Source organism: Algoriphagus pacificus (assembly GCF_017254845.1).
GTDB lineage: Bacteria > Bacteroidota > Bacteroidia > Cytophagales > Cyclobacteriaceae > Algoriphagus > Algoriphagus pacificus.
This window is the reverse complement of record NZ_JAFKCU010000001.1, coordinates 1435187-1454894: the sequence shown is the minus strand read 5'-3', so window position 1 is coordinate 1454894 and position 19708 is coordinate 1435187. Positions and strand designations below refer to the sequence as shown.

Sequence of the window (19708 nt, the reverse complement as noted above, 5' to 3'; positions counted from 1 at the left end):
TATCCACTTTTTTCCGTCTACTTTTGAGCAATTTTTCAATCCTAAATGTCTAACTAATTGGTATGATCCTTTCCTTTTCCTTATTGATTATTGGACTTTTACTTCTTGTCAAAGGAGCAGATTGGTTGGTGGATGGAGCTTCTGTCCTAGCAAAAAAATATAATGTGTCCGATCTGGCGATTGGGTTGACTATTGTCGCATTTGGGACCTCGGCTCCAGAATTGGTTGTAAATTCAGTGGCAGCTTCTGGCGGGTATCCGGACATCGTTTTCGGAAATATTATAGGTTCAAATAACTTCAACCTATTCATTATTCTAGGCATTGCCGGAATCATAACTCCTCTATCTGTTCAGTCTAGCTCCGTTTGGAAGGAAATCCCATTTTCTTTTTTGGCAGCGATCATCCTGCTGCTCATGGTGAATAACTTTTTCATGGGAAATACACCAAATCTTGACATTATTGAAGGTTTTGGCTTGTTGATTTGCTTCGGTGCCTTTCTTTATTACGTGTTTACCCAACTCAAATCAGAACCCAAAACTGAGGAGATTGAAGCTAAATCTTATACTGCCCTAAAAATCTGGGCTTTGATTTTAGGTGGTTTAGCAGGGCTCGTTCTTGGCGGAAAACTCGTAGTGGATAATGCTGTGGGAATCGCAGAAAGTCTAGGCGTAAGTGAAAAAATCATCGGTCTGACTATCGTAGCGGCGGGAACTTCGCTTCCTGAATTGGCAACTTCTGTAGTCGCATCTTTAAAAAAGAACAATGACATTGCTATTGGCAATATCATCGGCTCTAACATCTTTAATATTTTCCTGATTCTTGGAGTCAGTGCTATCATCAAACCATTGGATTTCCAGCTTTCATTCAATACTGATCTTTACATTTTAATGGGAGGAACTATTTTCCTTTTTCTGGCCATGTTTACAGGAAAAAGAAAAAGCCTTGACCGATGGGAAGCCGCTATTTTATTAGTAACCTACCTAGTCTATACCACTTACCTTGTCTTAAAAGAACTTGGATTAACTGAACTTAATACCGGATGAATTTCCTAGCAATTTTTTCCTTGGAATTGCCCATTGCCAATCCGGTAGTCAAATTTTTATTGATCTTATTGATCATCCTTCTTGCTCCAATATTACTAAACAGGCTAAAAATCCCTCCACTTTTAGGTTTGATTATCGCAGGAGCTATTGTAGGACCAAAGGGTTTTGGTTTGATAGAAAGAGACAGTGGCATCATCCTATCCGGGACAGCAGGATTACTGTATATCATGTTTCTTGCAGGGTTGGAAATCGATATTCATGAATTCAAGAAAAACCAGAACAAAAGTCTGGTATTCGGCATGTTCACGTTTCTTTTTCCAATGATTCTTGGAACTCTGGCAGGTCTCTTTCTGCTGCAACTTTCTTTGATTTCTTCCATTCTATTGGCCAGTATGTTTGCCTCGCATACTCTGATCGCTTACCCTGTCATTTCAAAATTAGGTATCGCTAAAAACAGGTCAGTTCAGATTACTGTAGGCGGCACTTTGATTACCGATACACTAGCTTTATTGGTTTTGGCTGTAATAATAGGCTCAGTTCATGGGCAGGTAAATGCAGCTTTTTGGTTGAAGCTGTTTCTGTCATTAATGGCATTTGCTCTAATTATCATTTTTGGTTTTCCTAAGCTCGGACGCTGGTTTTTCAAGAAGTATTCGGATAATTCCTCTCAATATATTTTTGTCCTGGTTTTGGTATTTCTGGGAGCTTCATTGGCAGAATTAGCAGGAATAGAAGCTATCATCGGTTCCTTCTTGGTGGGTTTGGCGATCAACTCTTTGATACCAAGAAACTCACCTTTGATGAATCGGATTGAATTTGTCGGAAATTCTATTTTCATCCCATTCTTCCTTATCAGTGTGGGAATGCTCGTTGATTTCACTGTTTTTATCAAAAGTTGGGAAACGATCTGGGTTGCTTTTGTAATGACATCGGTAGCCATTCTGGCAAAATGGCTCGCCGCTTTTGCGACTCAAAAAACCTATGCATTCTCGATTAATGAACGAAGAATTATTTTCGGATTGAGCAATGCACAAGCTGCTGCAACTTTGGCAGCGGTAATTATCGGATACAATACCATCATCGGCAATACAGAATCGGGAGAACCAATTCGGCTTTTGTCAGAATCGATTTTAAATGGCACTATCGTCATGATTCTGATCACTTGTACGATTGCTTCCTTTGAGGCTCAAAAAGGGGCCAAAAACCTACTGCTTTCTGAAGTCCAAAAAGACGAAAACTCGGAAAAAGAAATTCCGGAAAGGATCTTGATTCCTATGAGAAACGAGGAAACTTCTGTTGAATTGATCAAACTGAGTGTGCTTTTCCAGTCGCCAAAGAAAAAGTCAAGTATGTATGGACTGAGCATTCTGAACCCGGAAGACATAGATTCTGCAGCAGAAATGAAAGCTCAAAAAGTCTTAAACAAAGCCAGCCAAGCATCAGCATCTACTGATCATGCACTAATTGAATTGCTTCGGTATGATTCCAATGTGGAGCATGGCATTACTGGAATAATTCATGAAAATAAAATCACGGATTTGGTTTTAGGTCTACATGAAAAGCAAGGAGTAAACGATAGCTTTTTGGGAAATCTGACTGAGAGAATTCTGAGCAAATCAAACACTACGACCTTTATTTACAAGTCTCACCAGCCATTTGAAACGCACAAAAGACATTTAATTCTTGTACCGCCAAATGCAGAGAAGGAATTGGGATTCCCTTTTTGGGTTGTTAAAATCTGGAATATCGCCAGAAACACAGGAGCCCGGATTGTTTTTTATGTAGCAACAGAAACCCAGGAATATTTAGAAGAAATCCTAAAAAATCATCCGATTCGAGTTGACTTCAGGAAATTCCCCGATTGGGAAGAGGTTTTCAATCTAAACATTCATTTAAAACCCGATGATAATCTAATAATGGTTTTGAGCAGAAAAGGGGCAGTTTCCTATCATCCAAAACTAGAAGAAGTTCCTCAATTAATTCATTATTGGCTAAAGCAAAACAGCTTTATCCTGATCTACCCAAATCAACCAAAAGACAATGGTCGAACCATTACCGACATCATGCATGGATCTATGATTGGTCCGAAAGAGCGCTTTGATTTGATTAAAAAAGTTCTCGATAATTTATTGAAGAGAAAGTAGATTTTTAATTAAGGAATTAGGTTATTTTAGGAGCTATGAAAATTCTGCTTCGCCTCCTACTTTTTTTAGTACCTGCATTCGGAGGGGTCAATGTGAGTGGTTTCGCTCAACAAACACTGGAATTAGACAATCAACTTATTTTCAAAACCTCTCCTTTAGCTCTTTTTGAACCAGAAACTATTGTGATCCAAGGTGGGATTGAATATTTCTTTAGTCCAAAATTCAGTATTCAATCTGAAATCGGTGTGAATGGAGGGATATTTGGCATCAATTCTAGTCGAGGAAAAAACGAGGATTTCAGACTTTGGAGAACCAAAAACGAGTTGAAATTTCATACCAAAAAACATTATTGGGGGCTTGAGATATTTTTTGTCAAAAAGGATTTTATCCGAACTGAGGATTACCTCTCCGATTACAACGCTAAAATCTGGTATAACAAAGCGAAAGTTGATTTCCAGGTTTTAGGAACAGGACTGAAGTTTGGTAAACAGAAATATGTTTCTGAAAATCTGCTTTTGGATACATTTTTCGGTATTGGAATCAGGTCGAGATACAGAAAAGTAAATATTTTGGAAGTTGCTCCAAATCAAGATAAAGAAGACGAATATTTTTTAGCTAGCAATAGGTATAGATTCAATGGATGGGATTACATACCTCACCTAACTTTAGGTTTTAAAGTTGGTATTCTTTCTGGGAAAAGATAAAAATTCCCTCACTTCGGCATCTCTTCATCAGGCTTTTAAGGCCTTTGGTCAATTTTTAACTGGATTTACAAATTATTCAAAATATCTTCCTGAGAATTTTCGATCATTCATTATTTGATTTGGAAATTTCAACCCAAAATTCAAGCCTAGCCTATTACAATGAATACCATTCCAAAAATTAATTTGGGAAAATTCGGAGCACTTTTACTACTCTCCATAATTTTCTCTTCTCTCGGGTTTTCTCAGCAAAACAAAGCCAAACTTACTGGCTCCATCCAAGAAAAATCTACAGCAAACCCCTTAGGATTTGCTTCTGTGGCAGTTTATACCGAAAAAGACAGCTTGGTTGCCGGAGGAATTTCAGAAGAAAATGGAAAATTCTCCATTGATGTTCCTATGGGTGAATATTATACTTTGATAGAGTTCATGGGCTTTGAATCCTACAAATCAAACCTCATCATTTTTTCAAAAGACAATAGCAAAGTTGACTTAGGACTTATTGAACTGGAAACTACCGCTGGTGATTTGGATGAAGTAGTTGTCCAAGGCGAGAAAACTCTGATGGAATTATCCCTTGACAAAAGGGTTTTCAACGTAGGAAAGGACCTTGCAAATGCAGGGGGAACAGCCAATGATATTTTAATGAACTTACCATCTGTGTCGGTTGATCCAGAAGGAAATGTTCGACTTCGGGGTTCCTCCAATGTGAGAATTCTGATCGATGGAAAACCATCTGGACTAGTTAGTTTTAAAGGAGGTGCAGGACTTCGGCAGCTTCAGGCTAACATGGTGGAGCGAGTGGAAGTGATCACCAATCCCTCTGCTCGTTATGAGGCAGAAGGCATGGCCGGAGTCATCAATATCGTCTTGAAGAAAGATAATAATCAGGGATTCAACGGATCTTTTGAAGTGATTGTCGGAACTCCACTGAATCTGGGTTTTTCAACAAATCTCAATTATCGTAAAAACAGAATCAATTGGTTTATCAATTATAGTCTTGCTCGTAGACATCAGCCAAACGTTAGCGAATTATATCAAGAGGTCTATAATGAAGACGGCTCGACTTCTATTTTGAGTCAGAACAATGCCGGAATTCTCAAAGGTTTCAATAACAATATCCGAGGAGGACTTGATTATTATTTCAACGAAAAGAGCATTCTGACTGCCTCTTATCTCTGGAGAAGAAGTGATGCGAGACGTATCACAGATATCCGCTATGAAGATTATCTGAATAATTTTGACACTTATTTGGGCTATTCTTTAAGGCAGCAAGACGAAACTGAGGCGGAGCCAAACTCAGAAGTGATTGTGAGTTACAAAAAAAATTTTGAGCAGAAAGGCCATGAACTCACCACTGCTTTTACTTATCTGAACTATTGGGAGCGATCCGATCAGAAATTCACCCAGTCATCTTACAACCCAAATGGCCAATTGATTGCTGATTCAGATCTTCTTCAAACTTCTTTGAATGACGAATACGAAAACCAGTATTTACTTCAACTGGATTATGTCAAGCCATTTGCAAAAGAGGGAAAATTTGAAACCGGTTTGCGTACAAGCTTCCGAGAGATGGAAAATGATTTTGTAGTCTCAGAGGAAAATGAAAGTGGAGAGCTAGTCCCTCTACCGGGTTTGGATAACATCTTTCTTTACAATGAAAATATCCTGGCGGCTTATGGCATCTTGGGAAATAAAACGGGTAAATGGAGCTACCAAGGCGGCTTGAGAGTAGAGCATACCGATGTGGAAACCATCTTAGTGGAAACAAATGAGAAGAATCCGAGGAAATACACCAACCTCTTTCCAAGTGCGCATTTGACTTACAACATTTCCACAGAAAACGCTTTTCAACTGAGTTATAGCAGAAGAGTTCGGAGGCCTGTTTACAATGATCTCAGCCCTTATGTTACCTTCTCGGATCAAAGAAATTTCTTTAGTGGCAACCCTGATTTGAATCCGGAATTCACGGATGCTTTCGAATTGGGACACATCAAGTATTTTGAAAAGGGAACACTTTTCTCTACGGTTTATTTCAGAAATACCACTGACAAGATTGAGCGAATCCGAACTGTCAATGATGATGGGTTCTCGGTTACAGCTCCTTATAATTTAACTGGGGAAAAATCTTTTGGGGTGGAATTCAGCTCGGATTATAAAATAAACGATTGGTGGAAGCTGGATTTGAATGTAAATTTCTTTCATGCAAACATAGATGGAAGTAATATTGAAGCTGATTTCCAGGCGAAAACTTACAGCTGGCTTTTAAGACAAACATCTAGATTTACCATAAGTAATGGACTCGATATCCAACTTCGCGCAAACTACGATGCAAGACAGAAAACTGCTCAGGGAGTCAGAAAAGGGATTTTCTTTATGGATCTTTCCGCTTCCAAAAGCATCTTAGGTGAACGAGGAAATCTGATTCTCACTGTAAATGACATCTTTAATTCTCGACGAAACCGATACATTATTGAAGGTGAAAACTTCTTCACAGAAGGAAATTCACAGTTTGTCCGAAGACAGATAAATCTGACGATTAGCTATCGATTAAGACAATAAATTAAACCAAGCCCAATCCATTCTGTCTGTTAATCGCTGATTAACAGAAAAATCATTTACCCCATGTGGAAATTCTCATTAATGGCACTGTTTCTTTTCAGTACCAGTCATATTCTTCAAGCACAAAAAATAAATTCATCCTACCAACTTCATATCAAGAAGGCTAGTTCGCAGGTTTTGATTGATGGGGCTATTGATGAAAAAGCTTGGGATGATGCAGAAATCGCCACTGACTTTTTTATGATTACTCCAATGGATACCAGCTTTGCAAAAGTGAGGACTGATGTAAGAATGACTTATGATGATGAAAATTTATACCTATTGGTAGAAAATTTTCATGCAGTGGAAGGTCCTTACATGGTTGAATCGCTGCGAAGGGATTTCTCTTTTGGGAAAAATGACAATTTCCTGCTTTTCATGGATCCATTTGATGATCAAACAAACGGTTTTTCATTTGGAGCAAATGCTGCCGGAGCGCAATGGGATGGCATCATGTATAACGGAGGAAGCGTAGACTTGAGTTGGGACAACAAATGGCGGTCGAAAGTCACTAACTACGATGACAAATGGGTTTTTGAGGCAGCCATTCCTTTTAAATCCATCCGTTATAAAAAAGGCATTACAGAATGGGGAATCAATTTTTCCAGACTTGATTTAAAGACTACTGAAAAATCCGGTTGGGCACCTGTTCCACGTCAATTTCCATCAGCATCCTTAGCTTACACAGGTTCTTTGATCTGGGATGAAGCACCTCCTCAAACGGGAGCAAACATTTCCGTTATTCCTTATGCACTGGGAGGATTTAGAACAGATGTGGCAGGCGATGGTGAAACAGAATACAGACGTGAAGTTGGATTAGATGCTAAAATCGGATTGACTTCTTCATTGAATTTGGACTTGACTGTCAATCCGGATTTTTCCCAAGTGGAAGTCGATAGACAGGTCACAAACTTGGATCGTTTTGAACTGTTCTTCCCTGAGAGACGGCAGTTTTTCCTGGAAAATGGAGATCTCTTTGCCAGCTTTGGATATGAGACAATCCGTCCGTTTTTCTCTAGAAGAATAGGTTTGAATGCCCCTATTCAGTTTGGAGCACGTCTCAGCGGGAAAATCAATAAGGATTGGAGAATAGGCGCCATGAACATGCAAACAGGGGAAGTGAAAGAGGATGCTTTGCCAGCACAAAACTTCACAGTTCTCTCTGTACAAAGACAAGTCGGAGCCAGATCAAATATCACGGGGATGTTTATCAACAAACAGTCTTTGAACTACAACCCCGATCCTGATGCTGAACAACCAGTTTATTCCCAGTTCAACAGAAATGCAGGACTGGAATACAACCTAGCCTCATCCAATAATCTGTGGACTGGAAAAGCTATGTTCATGAAAAGTTTTGCCCCAACCCAGCTTGGAGATGGATTTGTTCATGCAGCTAATCTGAAATACAGTTCGGGAAACCTGACCTGGAATTGGGAGCATCAATATGTCTCCAAGAGCTATACGGCAGAGGTGGGATATGTTCCGAGAAACGGATTCTACAAAATCAATCCAGAAGCGAGTTACCTGTTTTTCCCAAAAAGTGAAAAAATCCTGAATCATGGGCCTAAAGTGGGGGTTCGTTATTTCTTCAATACAGATGGTGAGAAAACAGACAACACAACCTTCCTTGCCTATAACATCAAATGGAGAAGTCAAAGTACTTTCCAGGCTTGGGTGTCTACAGACTATGTTTTACTTCAGCGACCATTTGACCCGACAAATTACAGCGGAGATACTCTAGCAAGAGGAACCGAGCATCAGTGGTATGCCACAGGTGCTGAGTTTACCTCCAAACCCCAAAGCATTTTTACCTATGCCTTCACCACCCGATTGGGAGGATATTATGCAGATGGAAAACGATATAATGTGACTGCGGATATTGGTTATAGATTTCAACCCTATGTCAGCATTGCCCTAAGTGCCAATTATAATTCCATTCATTTACCCGAGCCTTGGTACAATACCAACTTCTGGCTTGTGGGCCCAAGAGTGGATGTAACGATGACCAATACATTGTTTTTCACTGCTTTCGTCCAATACAATGAGCAGATAGAAAACATCAATCTCAACACCCGATTTCAATGGAGATTTAAACCAGCATCCGATTTATTTCTGGTTTACACGGAAAATTACTTACCAGCTCCATTTTACACCAAGAACCGCTCCCTTGTCTTGAAGTTTACCTATTGGTGGAATGTCTGATCTTTAAATCCTATATAGAAAATTGATTTTCTGAGGCAGAATTAGTTAATTGATACTAAATCTTTTTTAGTTTCTAAATTCCTTTCAGATGAATCTTCCCATTTTCTTTCGCTTATTCCTGATTTTTAGTGCGTTTTTAGTCTTCGCATTAACACATGAGGTCAGTGCACAACAAGTAAAACATATTAAACCACCTTCAAAACCCATTGTCAGAGCTCAGTTTGTAACAAAAAACGGTACTCCTATTATAGGGGTAGCCGTCATAGTGGACGGAACAACCAAAGGTATCGTGTCCGATGAGAATGGTTTTTTTGAATTGGATCTCAGCCAATTTACAGAAGAGAAAGTGACCTTGGTTTTTAGCCATTGGGAACATGCCGGAAAAACAATGGAAGTGGTTCTAAAGGATTTACCAAAGTCCTATGGGCAGATAAAACTGGCAGACGCAGCTTTCGAAGAATAACAGAGAAATATTTCAAACTTATTCTATTAAACAGGTCAAATTGACCTGTTTTTCTTTTGGATTAACCTAAACTGAGAAGTCTTGGGATATTCTTTTATTTTTAAGGATCTAAATCCCCATATAACGCCATGCGATTTCCAAAGCAACTTCTTTTTCTAGGAATTCTTTTCTCCTTTTCCGCTCAAAACCTTCAGGCACAATCTTCGGATTTGCTGACACTTGAAAGAATCTATGCTTCCAATGAATTCAGCCAAGAAAGGCTTCAGCCGATCCAATGGATTGAAGATGGGGCAGCCTATGTGACCGTAGAAAATGGAAATGGATTGACCCGTTGGGACAGCAAAACTCTTGAAAAGTCAGTATATGTGCCGGGATTAATTGTCAATGGAGATCGCATTAACATAGAATCCTTTACACTTTCCGAAGATGGGAGCAAGGTCTTGATTTTCACTAATTCCAGCAGGGTTTGGAGATCCAATACCAAAGGGGATTATTATGTATATGATTTAAATGAAAAGCTTCTAAAGAGATTAGGTGCTCAATTTGAACCCTCTTCCCTGATGTTTGCTAAGTTCTCCTCTGACAATTCAAAAGTGGCTTATGTGCAGAAGTTTAATTTATATCTGGAGGATTTCGAAACCGGAAAAGTCACTCAATTAACCACGGATGGTACCGATAAAATCATCAATGGAACATTTGATTGGGCTTATGAAGAGGAGTTCGGTAAACGGGATGGATTTGCATGGAGCCCAGATGCCAAATTCATTTCTTATTGGCAGATCGACGCTTCCAAAATCGGCACTTTTTACATGATCAATAACACCGACTCGGTCTATTCCAAGCCTATCCCACTTCAATATCCAAAAGTCGGAGAAGAGCCTGCAGGTGCCAAAATCGGGTTGATTGATATGGGTTCCCAAAAAACCATGTGGATTCCGATTCCAGGAGGGGAAAAAGAAAATTATCTCCCAGGCATGCAGTGGATCAATGAAGATTTATTGCTGATTCAGCAGATGAACCGAAAGCAAAACCAATTGACAATCTGGACTTATCAGCCATCTAATGCCGATTTGAAAAAGGTTTATGTGGAAACAGAAGAAACTTGGGTTGACTTAGCTTATCCAGATTTGTCTCGATACGGCTGGAGTGACAATAGTTTACCGCTAGTTGATGATGGCAAAGCTTTTTTACGAATGACTGAAAATGACGGCTGGAGACATCTTTACAAAATTGAAATTGCAACAGGAAACAAAACCTTACTAACTCCTGGAGAATACGATGTTGCTTCTTTTGGAGGACTTTCTGATAAAGAAGTATTTTTCATAGCCTCTCCTGAAAACCCAACTCAGCGCTACTTATACGCGATTGATTTAGCAGGTAAAGGAAAGCTACGAAGAGTGACTCCAGAAGCTTTCGCAGGAGTAAATACCTACGACATCGCTCCAAATGGTGAGGTAGCTGTACATAATCATCAAAGTACTTCTGATCCTTTGACGACAAGATTGGTCTCTTTGCCAAAGCATGAGGTTTTAAAAAATCTTGTTGAGAACAAGGCATACAAAGCCAAACTAGCCTCTCTTAAAACGCCAGACATCAAATTTACCACCGTCACTACATCCGAAGGAGTGACAATGGATGCACGAGTGATTTATCCTGTGGATTTTGATGAGACAAAGAAATACCCTGTGCTTTTCCATGTCTATGGTGAACCGTGGAGCACTGTTGCGACAGATACTCAGGTGGGATTATTCAACATCATGCTGGCGCAAAAAGGTTATTTCATCATCGACATGGATAATCGAGGCACTCCTACTTTGAAAGGAAGCGCTTGGAGAAAAATCATTTACAGAAATATCGGAAAAGTAAATGCTAAAGATCAGGGATTGGCAGCCAAGGAAATGCTAAAGCTCCCCTACTTGGACGAAAGCCGAGTGGCAGTTTGGGGCTGGAGCGGTGGTGGTTCCATGACCTTAAACCTGATGTTTAAATTCCCAGAAGTCTATCAAACTGGTATGTCTGTCGCATCTGTATCAAACCAGTTGATTTATGACAATATCTATCAAGAGCGGTACATGGGGTTGCCACAGGAAAATCTGGAAGATTTTATTGAAGGCTCACCTATCACTTATGCCAAAAATCTTGAGGGAAACCTATTGGTAGTCCATGGAACCGGAGATGATAACGTTCATTATCAAAGTGCAGAAATGCTAATCAATGAACTGATCAAACACAACAAGCAGTTCCAGATCATGCCTTATCCTAATAGGTCACATGGAATCAGGGAAGGAGAAGGAACAAGTCTTCATTTGTATACTTTGCTCACAAATTATTTAATGGAGCACACCCCAGTGAATTAATTACCAAATAATTAGGAGTTTTAAACTATATTCTTTTTCTTTCTATTAAATTTTAGTAGATCTATGAAAAAGACAACAATAAACTCCCCAAAAACCAAACTAAGAGAGATCAAGTTTGGAGTTTTATCCATTTTGATTCTATTCTTTACTGGGATAATTTTTTCTATTACGAAGCTTACAGCTGCTCCTGAAAGAGAACAATCAACCGCTGAAAAAACTGTAAAAGGATTGGTACTCTCTCAGGAAAAGAAGCCAATTCCGGGAGCAGTCATTTTAATCAAAGACACAGATACTGGAACAATAACAGACACTGAAGGGAATTTCTCTTTGAATTTAAAGTACTTTGAAGAGGAAAGCCTAGCTCTAAAAATCTCCTTTATTGATTATGAGTCCAAAGAAGTATTGGTAAACACAAAAAAGTTACCCAAAGACCTTGGTAAGATCATTTTAGAAAAAGAAGTAAAATAGTCTATTGTTCGATTGATCTCGCTTAAAAAGAAACAATCTCATTTTCTTCTAAAGCCATTTCAACTTCAATAGGGTTGCAACAGACTTCGCAATCTTCGATGTACTTCTGAGAAGTAATCGAAGGATCTATCAACATGGTGATTTCGGCTAGGCAATAAGGGCATTGAAAGAAGTGTTCGAACATAGCAGAAGATAATCAATTTAACTTTTCAATTCAAAAGGCGGAGTTAACGATCATAGTGTCCTTTGCGAAATCCTCAGTGACCCCTGCTGTAAAATTCTTGTATAAAAAAACCCTCGAAGCCTAAACTCTCCGAGGGTTATAACCGAATTATCACTTTTTACACTTCCACGGGGGCATCTATATTCTTGAAGTAAACCTGCTTGTCCGCATCCAAATCCACTAAAACTGCAGAATCGTTTTTAATATATCCTGCAAGGATCTGCTTAGACAGCTCATTCAAGATCAATCGCTGCATGGTTCTCTTCAGCGGTCTTGCTCCAAAGTTTGGATCGAAACCAACTTCTCCAAGGTAATCCAAGACTTCCTTGGTTGCCTCGATTTCTATGTTTGCTTCGGACAATCGATGCTGGATTTCTCTCCATTGGATATCCACAATCTTACGGATTATCTGCTTGTTCAATGGTTCAAACATGATCACCTCATCGATCCTATTTAGGAATTCTGGACGAACAGATTGCTTCAATAAATCAAAGGCTTCTGTTTTGGTTTTATCCATGATTTCCTCTTTGTTCCATTCTTCGATTTCTGCAAATCGCTCTTGAATCAAAGTAGAACCAATATTGGTTGTCAAGATGATGATCGTATTCTTGAAACTTGCAACTCTTCCTTTGTTGTCCGTCAATCGACCATCATCCAAAACTTGGAGTAAGATGTTAAATACATCAGGATGGGCTTTTTCAATCTCATCCAACAAGACTACGGAATAAGGTTTTCTTCGCACTGATTCAGTCAATTGTCCACCTTCATCGTAGCCAACGTATCCCGGAGGCGCTCCTACCAATCTGCTGACCGCATGTCTTTCCTGATATTCAGACATGTCAATTCGCACCATTGCATTCTCATCGTTGAAGAGGTATTCTGCCAAAGCTTTCGCCAATTCTGTCTTTCCGACACCTGTAGTACCCATAAAGATAAAGCTACCAATCGGACGCTTGGGATCCTGCAAACCGGCACGGCTTCTTCTTACTGCATCTGATAGTGCAGTTATCGCTTCTTTCTGGCCGGCTACACGCTTCCCTAATTCTTCTTCTAAGTGCAATAACTTCTCACGCTCAGATTGGATCATTTTGGAAAGTGGAATTCCCGTCCACTTGGAAACCACAGCTGCTATATCTTCTTGATCTACTTCCTCTTTTAACAATGGAGAGCCTGCTTGCATCTCTCCCAATTGCTTTTTGAAAGATTCCAGTTTTTGCTCTGCTTCTCCGATTTTACCGTATCTGATTTCGGCAACTTTTCCGAAGTCTCCAGCTCGCTCCGCTTGTTCAGCTTCCAGCTTGTAATTATCGATTCGCTCCTTCTCTCGTTGGATCCCTGTAATCACCGCTTTTTCGCTTTCCCATTTGGCTTTGACGCTATCTCGCTTCTCAGCCAGCTCGGCCAGTTCCTTGCTAAGAACAGTTTCTTTGTCTTTATTCTTTTCCCTTCTGATCGCTTCACGCTCGATTTCAAGCTGCATGATTCTTCGATTCAATTCATCGAGTTCCTGAGGCAAAGAATCAATTTCCATCCTCAATTTCGCCGCTGCTTCGTCCATCAAGTCAATGGCTTTATCCGGAAGGAAACGATCAGAAATATATCTCTGGGAAAGCTCCACCGCTGCTATGACAGCATCGTCTTTGATCCTTACACCATGGTGCAATTCATATTTATCTTTGATACCTCTCAAGATTGAAATCGCATCAGCAGCATCTGGTTCGTCAACAATTACAGCTTGGAATCTTCTTTCCAAAGCCTTATCTTTTTCGATATACTTTTGGTATTCTTTCAGGGTAGTTGCACCGATCGCATGCAATTCACCTCTTGCCAAAGCAGGCTTCAACAAGTTGGCAGCATCCATAGCACCTTCACCTCCACCACCGGCTCCGATCAATGTATGGATCTCATCGATAAATAAAATGATTTCACCTTCCGCATCCGTTACCTCTTTGATGACTGCTTTCAATCGCTCCTCGAACTCACCCTTGTATTTGGCACCAGCTACAAGCAAGCCCATATCCAGGGAGATCAAAGTTTTGGATTTTAGGTTTTCAGGAACATCACCTGAAACGATTCGCTGTGCAAGCCCTTCTACAATAGCGGTTTTACCCACACCAGGTTCACCCAAAAGGATCGGATTGTTTTTGGTCCTTCTAGCTAATATTTGAAGTACTCTCCTAATTTCTTCATCTCGGCCAATCACAGGATCAATTTTCCCTTTTCTAGCCATTTCGTTCAGGTTTTTAGAGTATTTCTCTAAAGCCTGATACTTACTTTCTGCATTTGGGTCGGTCACTTTATTCCCTTTTCTAAGTTCTTTAATTGCTTCGATCAAAGGCTTTTCTGAAATCCCCTGATCTTTCAAAATCTTTGAAGCAGGATCTCCTGCCGCCAAAATGCTTAATAGTAAATGTTCAATAGCTACATACTCATCCCCAAAGGTTTTGAGATAATCTTTGGCTTTGATCAAAACCTGGTTGGAGGAATTGCTCAAATAAGGTTGTTGGCCGCCACTTACTTTTGGCAAACGGTCCAATTGCTCGTCCAGTTTCTGGCCAAGCAACTGCTTATTTGCACCGAGCTTTTTAAATAAAAAGTCGGTGACATTTTCATCCTCGGAGAAGATTCCTTTCAGCAAATGGGATGGCTCAATATTCGGCTGACCTGCAGCCGATGCCAACTCCACCGCCTTTTGAATCGCCTCCTGAGATTTGATTGTGAATTGTTTAAAATCCATTATAGTTGGTTATTTAAGTTGCTAATTTGATTGTTCGGCTGCTGTCTTTTTCTTTGATTCTTTGCACATTCAGCTCAACATCCTCTACCTAGCAAATCCAACTCCAAGTAGATTTTCAGGTCATTATGACCGAAAAAGGAATGATTTTAAAGAGAATTCGGATTTTTTGGCAGAAAAAATCAGTTTTTGATTGAAAAAATGAAGTTTCTTTGGAAGGACTGTTTTCTATTTCGACTCTTTTTCTTCTTCCATAATTCCCAAGTCAACTTTGAGTACGGAGTTTTCCTCTGCCAGTTTACCCGCCAATTCTTTTGATACTTTTGTTTTCCACAGATAAGCCCTTTGCAGGCTTGGGATCGAGGCCAGGCTATTCAAAGTAGAATCCCCCACTTCAGTATTGTATAGGTTGATCGTTTCAAGATGTTCTAGCTTTGCCAAAGAAACTGCTCCTTTATCTGTCAAGGGATTATTATCTAATAGAAGTCGGGTTAGATTTGGGAAACTTGCAATCAAATCCATCCAAGCATCCTCAACCCCAGCTTCTCCTAAATCAAGCCAGGTAATTTGCTCCTTTATTTGGGACAATGCTTCCAGATCTTCTTTTGATATTTTTTTCAAAGCAACCACATCTAAAAAATTATTCTCATCGGAAAGAGTAGAAATTCGATAGCCAAGCTTTCTAATTCCATCCAAAACATCTTCAGGTGCCGCAGCTACTTGTGCCTTCTCATAATGGGATTTTTTTCTGGTAGAAAGGCCATAGGCAGTTTCTAAATATCCTTTCACTTCTTCTGGTATTTCCTCATTGGTAACTGCCAATTCTCTACTTATCCCATTTTCAATCCAATATTTCAAAAGCGTAATTTCATTGTAGGAAAGTCCAGCCCCCTTTGGTGGCATGAATTTCATGCTCTTTGGGTCCATCGTAACCCGTTTGTACAACTCACTGGATTCAGGTGCGCCTTCCTCCAATGCCGGACCAGTCTCTCCTCCCTTGATGAGGTGCTCCAAAGAACTTACCTGTAGCCCTCCTTTCTGAGTCTCAGCATCATGACAGCTTGCGCATTTTTGAATTAAAATGGGCTGGATAATATGATCAAAAATCAAAGTTGAATCTGGATCTTGAGGAAATTCATACAAATCCGCATCTAGCTCCTCATCGAGAAATATATTTTGGACAAACTCAGGAGCATAGGCAAATAGGTATCCTTCGCCATGAGTTAGATTTCCACCTAAGTGACCTGTGATGGAAACACCGACAACTGATGCTCCCAAAATAAGTCCTAACATCTTTTTCTGGCCTTTTATTTCTGACTCGATAAATAGTATATCCATTCTTGATTGAAGGGATTTACCACTATTCTTTTTATCGAAATAGCCCAAAATCAATAGAATCGAGAGAATAGAAAGAAGTGCCACTGCAATTCCCATAAACCTATGCCAGAAAAAACTACCATCCGGATACCCTCCTTCTGTTGCCAAAAGGAAACCAAAGAACACAGAAATAATTGCTGTAATCGCACTAAAGCTCAAAACCAAGGGGAGGGATTTTGCTAAGAAATGAAATTTCTTTACGAAGGAAAGTGCAAATAAGATGGCTGCCAATAGAATAAAACCTATTGGTAGATGAACAATCAGTGAGTGAAAACGCCCAAAAAATAATGTGGCATCAGCTTGTAGTAAGAAATACAGCATACATAAAATTGGCTTATTTAAAGATAACATTTGTACCTTATATTTATGTAATACAATGCTGTATTGATTAAATTAAATTTCACTAAAGTATTCCCGATGAACAATTTTTTCAAAAATTCAATCGTACTGCTCAGCAGTCTTTTTCTAATAAATGGATGTAACAAAGTCGTTGAAGACGAAAGTGAAGACTCCCCAATTGATTATTTATGGGAAGATCAGACTTCCATTTATCTCCCTGAAACTGGAGAATGGACCAATCGAGTGGAAGCAGCAGATTTGAATCAGGATGGTAAAGTAGATTTGATTTTTGCCAATGGAGGAGACTATTCCGAACCTGGAGTTCTAGAGTCGAGCCGGATTTTTATCAATCAAGGCGCTGAATCTCAATTTAAAGAGATCACTACTCAGGTTTTTGGAGATCTTAAATTCTATGCAAGAGTGATTAAGGCAAGAGATATTAACGGGGATGGGTTGGTTGATTTATTTATCGGGAACACCTTTCAAACTCAAAGTGAATTGTTTCTAGGAACTGAAGCCGGGAATTTCCTCCGGGCAACAGAAACACATCTTCCACAAACAATCGCAAGTGTAGGAGATATGGAATTCGGAGATGTGGATGACGATGGAGATTTGGATATTGTTTTGTCAGATTGGGGCCCCGGATCGAATATGGAAAATAATGGTGGAATGACTTTATTATGGCTCAATGATGGAAAAGGGAAATTTGAAGATGTAACCGACTCGCAAATGCCTGATCTCTTGATTCAATTCTCTTGGGACTTAGAGTTCATCGATTTTGACAATGACTTTGATCTGGATATCGTGATCTCCTGCAAGCGATGCGGTACGAGTAGGATCTACGAAAATGACGGCAAGGGCAATTTTAAGGATAAAAGAATGCTTCCAGCCTACACCAACAATTACGAATTCGAGGCAATGGACATCAACCAAGATGGATTTTTGGATTTAGTCACGGTAAACGATGGGGAAATCGTGGATCAAAAGTCCTGGTCCAGAAGAGAGCATGTTTTCTTAAATGACAGTGCCAAGCGATACATCGATGCTACTTCTTCCCTTTGGCAGGACCCTGACAATACCGGAGAAGATGATAACAACATTGTGTTTTTAGACTATGATTCGGATGGCGACCCTGATTTTATTCTGAGCTCACTGACTGGTGAAGATCGTCTACTTATAAATGATGGCTCAGGAAAATTCAGGCTTAGACAATCCATCCTTTCCGGTGATCCAACCCCTCACACACTTTCTTTGGTTTTTGCCGACATCAATAATGACCATAAAATGGATATTATCATGGGACAAGGCGAAGGAGAGGAAATGATTGAGGAAAGAATCTTCATCGGTAAAAATGTAGAGAATGATACCGCGAATCCAATTATTTCATCCTTTGAAATCGAAAAAACACTTGAAGGAAACACCAAGGTAAAAGCCAGAATTACTGACAACAAAAGCCCGAGTATGCCTCAAGACTGGAAGTCTGTAGTTGCCGTTTTCAATGGAAAGGAAATTGAAATGAATTGGTATGGAGAATATTTATGGAAAACAGAAGTTGGAGAATTGAAAAATTCAAATTCACTAGAAATTTGTGCCACCGATGCCGCTGGTAATAAATCCTGCAGAAAGATCAATTAGGAGAGTTTCTAACTTAAAATGTCCTTGACGACATTTCCTTCTACGTCGGTCAAGCGGAACCTTCTTCCCTGAAATTTGTAAGTTAATCGTTCATGGTCCAGCCCCATCAAATGAAGCAAAGTAGCATTCAAATCATGAACGTGAACTGGGTTTTCCACAACGTGATAACCAAACTCGTCAGTTCTTCCATAGGTCAGCCCTTTCTTCACTCCAGCTCCCGCCAAAAGCATCGTATAGGCATTTGGATGATGGTCCCTTCCAAAACTCTCTTTGGTTAGCTCGCCTTGAGAAAAGCAGGTTCTCCCAAACTCACCACCCCAAACAACTAAGGTATCTTCCAACAAACCTCTTTGTTTTAAGTCCATAATCAAAGCAGCACTGGCCTGATCCACTTCCTTCGCTCTTTTCCCAATACTTTTTGGTAATTCCGAATGGTGATCCCAGCCACCGTGATACACTTGGATAAATTTCACTCCTCTTTCGGCAAGGCGTCTAGCCAAAAGACAATTACTTGCAAAAGTCCCTGGTTTCTTACTGTCTTCCCCGTATTGTTTGTAGATATAATCAGGCTCTCCTTTGGTATCCACCACTTCAGGAACTGAAGTCTGCATTCTAAAGGCCATTTCATATTGAGCCATTTTTGCCTTGATAGATGGATCTTCCCAAAACTCAAATGCGCCTTCTTGCATTTTTTTCAAATAATCCAGCTGCTCTCTTCTTGCGGCTTCGCTTACGCCCGGAGGATTGGTTAGGAATAAAACAGGATCCTTTCCACCTCTAAACCGCACACCTTGATGTTCGGCTGGTAAAAATGCACTAGAATAAAGTCCAGCAAAACCTCCCTCAAGTCCCTCGGTTTTAAGAACAATAAAGGCCGGCAAATTTTCATTATCAGAACCCAATCCATAGCTGATCCAAGATCCAAAGGACGGTCTTCCCGGAAGTTCTGAACCGGTATTGGTAAACATCTGTGCAGGCTCATGCTGCACTGAGGCTGTATGCATAGATTGGATTTTGCAAAGCTCATCCGTGATTTTGGACATATGAGGCATTAAATCACTCATCCACATTCCACTATTCCCGTGTTGCTTGAAATTCCAACGAGTACCTACCATAGGCAGTGAATTCTGCGTGGCAACTGTCCCCGTTACCCGATCTCCCAAAACACTGGATGGCAAATCTTGCCCACTCATCTTGACCAATTGTGGTTTGTAGTCAAACAAATCCAGTTGAGAGGGAGCCCCTGCCATGTATAAGTAAATGATCCTCTTTGCTTTAGGTACAAAATGCGGAGTATTTCCCTGCGCAAAAAGTGTAGTAGGATTTAAAAGCGAAGCCAAGGAAACGGCTCCGATACCCAAGGTAGTCTTGGTCAAAAATTCTCTCCTAGTCAAAGGAATATGTATGTGGTTATGTCCCAT

Annotated in this window: 13 protein-coding genes; 9 read left to right on the top strand and 4 right to left on the bottom strand. The window is 40.0% G+C overall.

Annotated elements, in window-relative coordinates; all coding sequences use genetic code 11:
• The first annotated feature begins 62 nt into the window (after window positions 1-62).
• From J0A69_RS06210 to J0A69_RS06175, 8 genes are all read left to right on the top strand, one after another.
• Window positions 63-1043 (top strand): calcium/sodium antiporter, encoded by a 981-nt coding sequence (locus J0A69_RS06210; protein ID WP_206585650.1) that lies wholly within the window; start codon window positions 63-65, stop codon window positions 1041-1043.
• The gene (locus J0A69_RS06205) at window positions 1040-3187 is read left to right on the top strand and encodes a cation:proton antiporter (RefSeq protein WP_206585649.1); all 2148 of its coding nucleotides are present in this window, start codon (window positions 1040-1042) and stop codon (window positions 3185-3187) included. The genes J0A69_RS06210 and J0A69_RS06205 overlap by 4 nt, the downstream gene beginning before the upstream one ends.
• Before the next feature lie 35 nt (window positions 3188-3222).
• Entirely contained in the window at window positions 3223-3891 is a 669-nt protein-coding gene (locus J0A69_RS06200; RefSeq protein WP_206585648.1) for a DUF3575 domain-containing protein, read from the top strand.
• A 159-nt stretch (window positions 3892-4050) separates the two neighbouring features.
• Window positions 4051-6450: an outer membrane beta-barrel family protein gene (locus J0A69_RS06195; RefSeq protein WP_206585647.1), complete on the top strand. Its 2400-nt coding sequence runs from the start codon at window positions 4051-4053 to the stop codon at window positions 6448-6450.
• Between the two features lie 63 nt (window positions 6451-6513).
• Window positions 6514-8691, top strand: a complete 2178-nt coding sequence (locus J0A69_RS06190) for a DUF5916 domain-containing protein (protein WP_206585646.1) — start codon at window positions 6514-6516, stop codon at window positions 8689-8691.
• Between the two features lie 88 nt (window positions 8692-8779).
• The gene (locus J0A69_RS06185) at window positions 8780-9154 is read left to right on the top strand and encodes a carboxypeptidase-like regulatory domain-containing protein (protein ID WP_206585645.1); all 375 of its coding nucleotides are present in this window, start codon (window positions 8780-8782) and stop codon (window positions 9152-9154) included.
• Window positions 9155-9282: 128 nt separating this feature from the next.
• Window positions 9283-11511 (top strand): S9 family peptidase, encoded by a 2229-nt coding sequence (locus J0A69_RS06180; RefSeq protein WP_206585644.1) that lies wholly within the window; start codon window positions 9283-9285, stop codon window positions 11509-11511.
• Window positions 11512-11574: 63 nt separating this feature from the next.
• Window positions 11575-11979 (top strand): carboxypeptidase-like regulatory domain-containing protein, encoded by a 405-nt coding sequence (locus J0A69_RS06175; protein WP_206585643.1) that lies wholly within the window; start codon window positions 11575-11577, stop codon window positions 11977-11979.
• A 22-nt stretch (window positions 11980-12001) separates the two neighbouring features.
• Here the strand turns inward: J0A69_RS06175 and J0A69_RS06170 are convergent, their stop codons facing one another.
• The 3 genes from J0A69_RS06170 to J0A69_RS06160 form a co-directional block, all read right to left on the bottom strand.
• On the bottom strand, window positions 12002-12163 hold the full coding sequence (locus J0A69_RS06170) for a CPXCG motif-containing cysteine-rich protein (RefSeq protein WP_206585642.1): 162 nt from the start codon (window positions 12161-12163) through the stop codon (window positions 12002-12004).
• A 157-nt stretch (window positions 12164-12320) separates the two neighbouring features.
• The gene (clpB, locus tag J0A69_RS06165; protein WP_206585641.1) at window positions 12321-14939 is read right to left on the bottom strand and encodes an ATP-dependent chaperone ClpB; all 2619 of its coding nucleotides are present in this window, start codon (window positions 14937-14939) and stop codon (window positions 12321-12323) included.
• A gap of 225 nt (window positions 14940-15164) precedes the next feature.
• Window positions 15165-16634 (bottom strand): c-type cytochrome domain-containing protein, encoded by a 1470-nt coding sequence (locus J0A69_RS06160; RefSeq protein WP_206585640.1) that lies wholly within the window; start codon window positions 16632-16634, stop codon window positions 15165-15167.
• A 96-nt stretch (window positions 16635-16730) separates the two neighbouring features.
• Here J0A69_RS06160 and J0A69_RS06155 point away from each other — a divergent pair, with 96 nt between their 5' ends.
• Window positions 16731-18287 carry an FG-GAP repeat domain-containing protein gene (locus tag J0A69_RS06155; RefSeq protein WP_206585639.1) on the top strand — a complete coding sequence of 519 codons (1557 nt, stop codon included), beginning with the start codon at window positions 16731-16733 and terminating at the stop codon, window positions 18285-18287.
• Window positions 18288-18295: 8 nt separating this feature from the next.
• Here the strand turns inward: J0A69_RS06155 and J0A69_RS06150 are convergent, their stop codons facing one another.
• Window positions 18296-19708, bottom strand: a complete 1413-nt coding sequence (locus J0A69_RS06150) for a DUF1501 domain-containing protein (protein WP_206585638.1) — start codon at window positions 19706-19708, stop codon at window positions 18296-18298.

Coding starts and splice junctions, on each gene's coding strand:
- J0A69_RS06195 (WP_206585647.1), top strand. CDS start 4,051: ATGAATACCATTCCAAAAATTAATTTGGGAAAATTCGGAGCACTTTTA.
- J0A69_RS06210 (WP_206585650.1), top strand. CDS start 63: ATGATCCTTTCCTTTTCCTTATTGATTATTGGACTTTTACTTCTTGTC.
- clpB (WP_206585641.1), bottom strand. CDS start 14,939: ATGGATTTTAAACAATTCACAATCAAATCTCAGGAGGCGATTCAAAAG.
- J0A69_RS06180 (WP_206585644.1), top strand. CDS start 9,283: ATGCGATTTCCAAAGCAACTTCTTTTTCTAGGAATTCTTTTCTCCTTT.
- J0A69_RS06200 (WP_206585648.1), top strand. CDS start 3,223: ATGAAAATTCTGCTTCGCCTCCTACTTTTTTTAGTACCTGCATTCGGA.
- J0A69_RS06155 (WP_206585639.1), top strand. CDS start 16,731: ATGAACAATTTTTTCAAAAATTCAATCGTACTGCTCAGCAGTCTTTTT.
- J0A69_RS06160 (WP_206585640.1), bottom strand. CDS start 16,634: ATGCTGTATTTCTTACTACAAGCTGATGCCACATTATTTTTTGGGCGT.
- J0A69_RS06150 (WP_206585638.1), bottom strand. CDS start 19,708: ATGGGACATAACCACATACATATTCCTTTGACTAGGAGAGAATTTTTG.
- J0A69_RS06175 (WP_206585643.1), top strand. CDS start 11,575: ATGAAAAAGACAACAATAAACTCCCCAAAAACCAAACTAAGAGAGATC.
- J0A69_RS06185 (WP_206585645.1), top strand. CDS start 8,780: ATGAATCTTCCCATTTTCTTTCGCTTATTCCTGATTTTTAGTGCGTTT.
- J0A69_RS06170 (WP_206585642.1), bottom strand. CDS start 12,163: ATGTTCGAACACTTCTTTCAATGCCCTTATTGCCTAGCCGAAATCACC.
- J0A69_RS06205 (WP_206585649.1), top strand. CDS start 1,040: ATGAATTTCCTAGCAATTTTTTCCTTGGAATTGCCCATTGCCAATCCG.
- J0A69_RS06190 (WP_206585646.1), top strand. CDS start 6,514: ATGTGGAAATTCTCATTAATGGCACTGTTTCTTTTCAGTACCAGTCAT.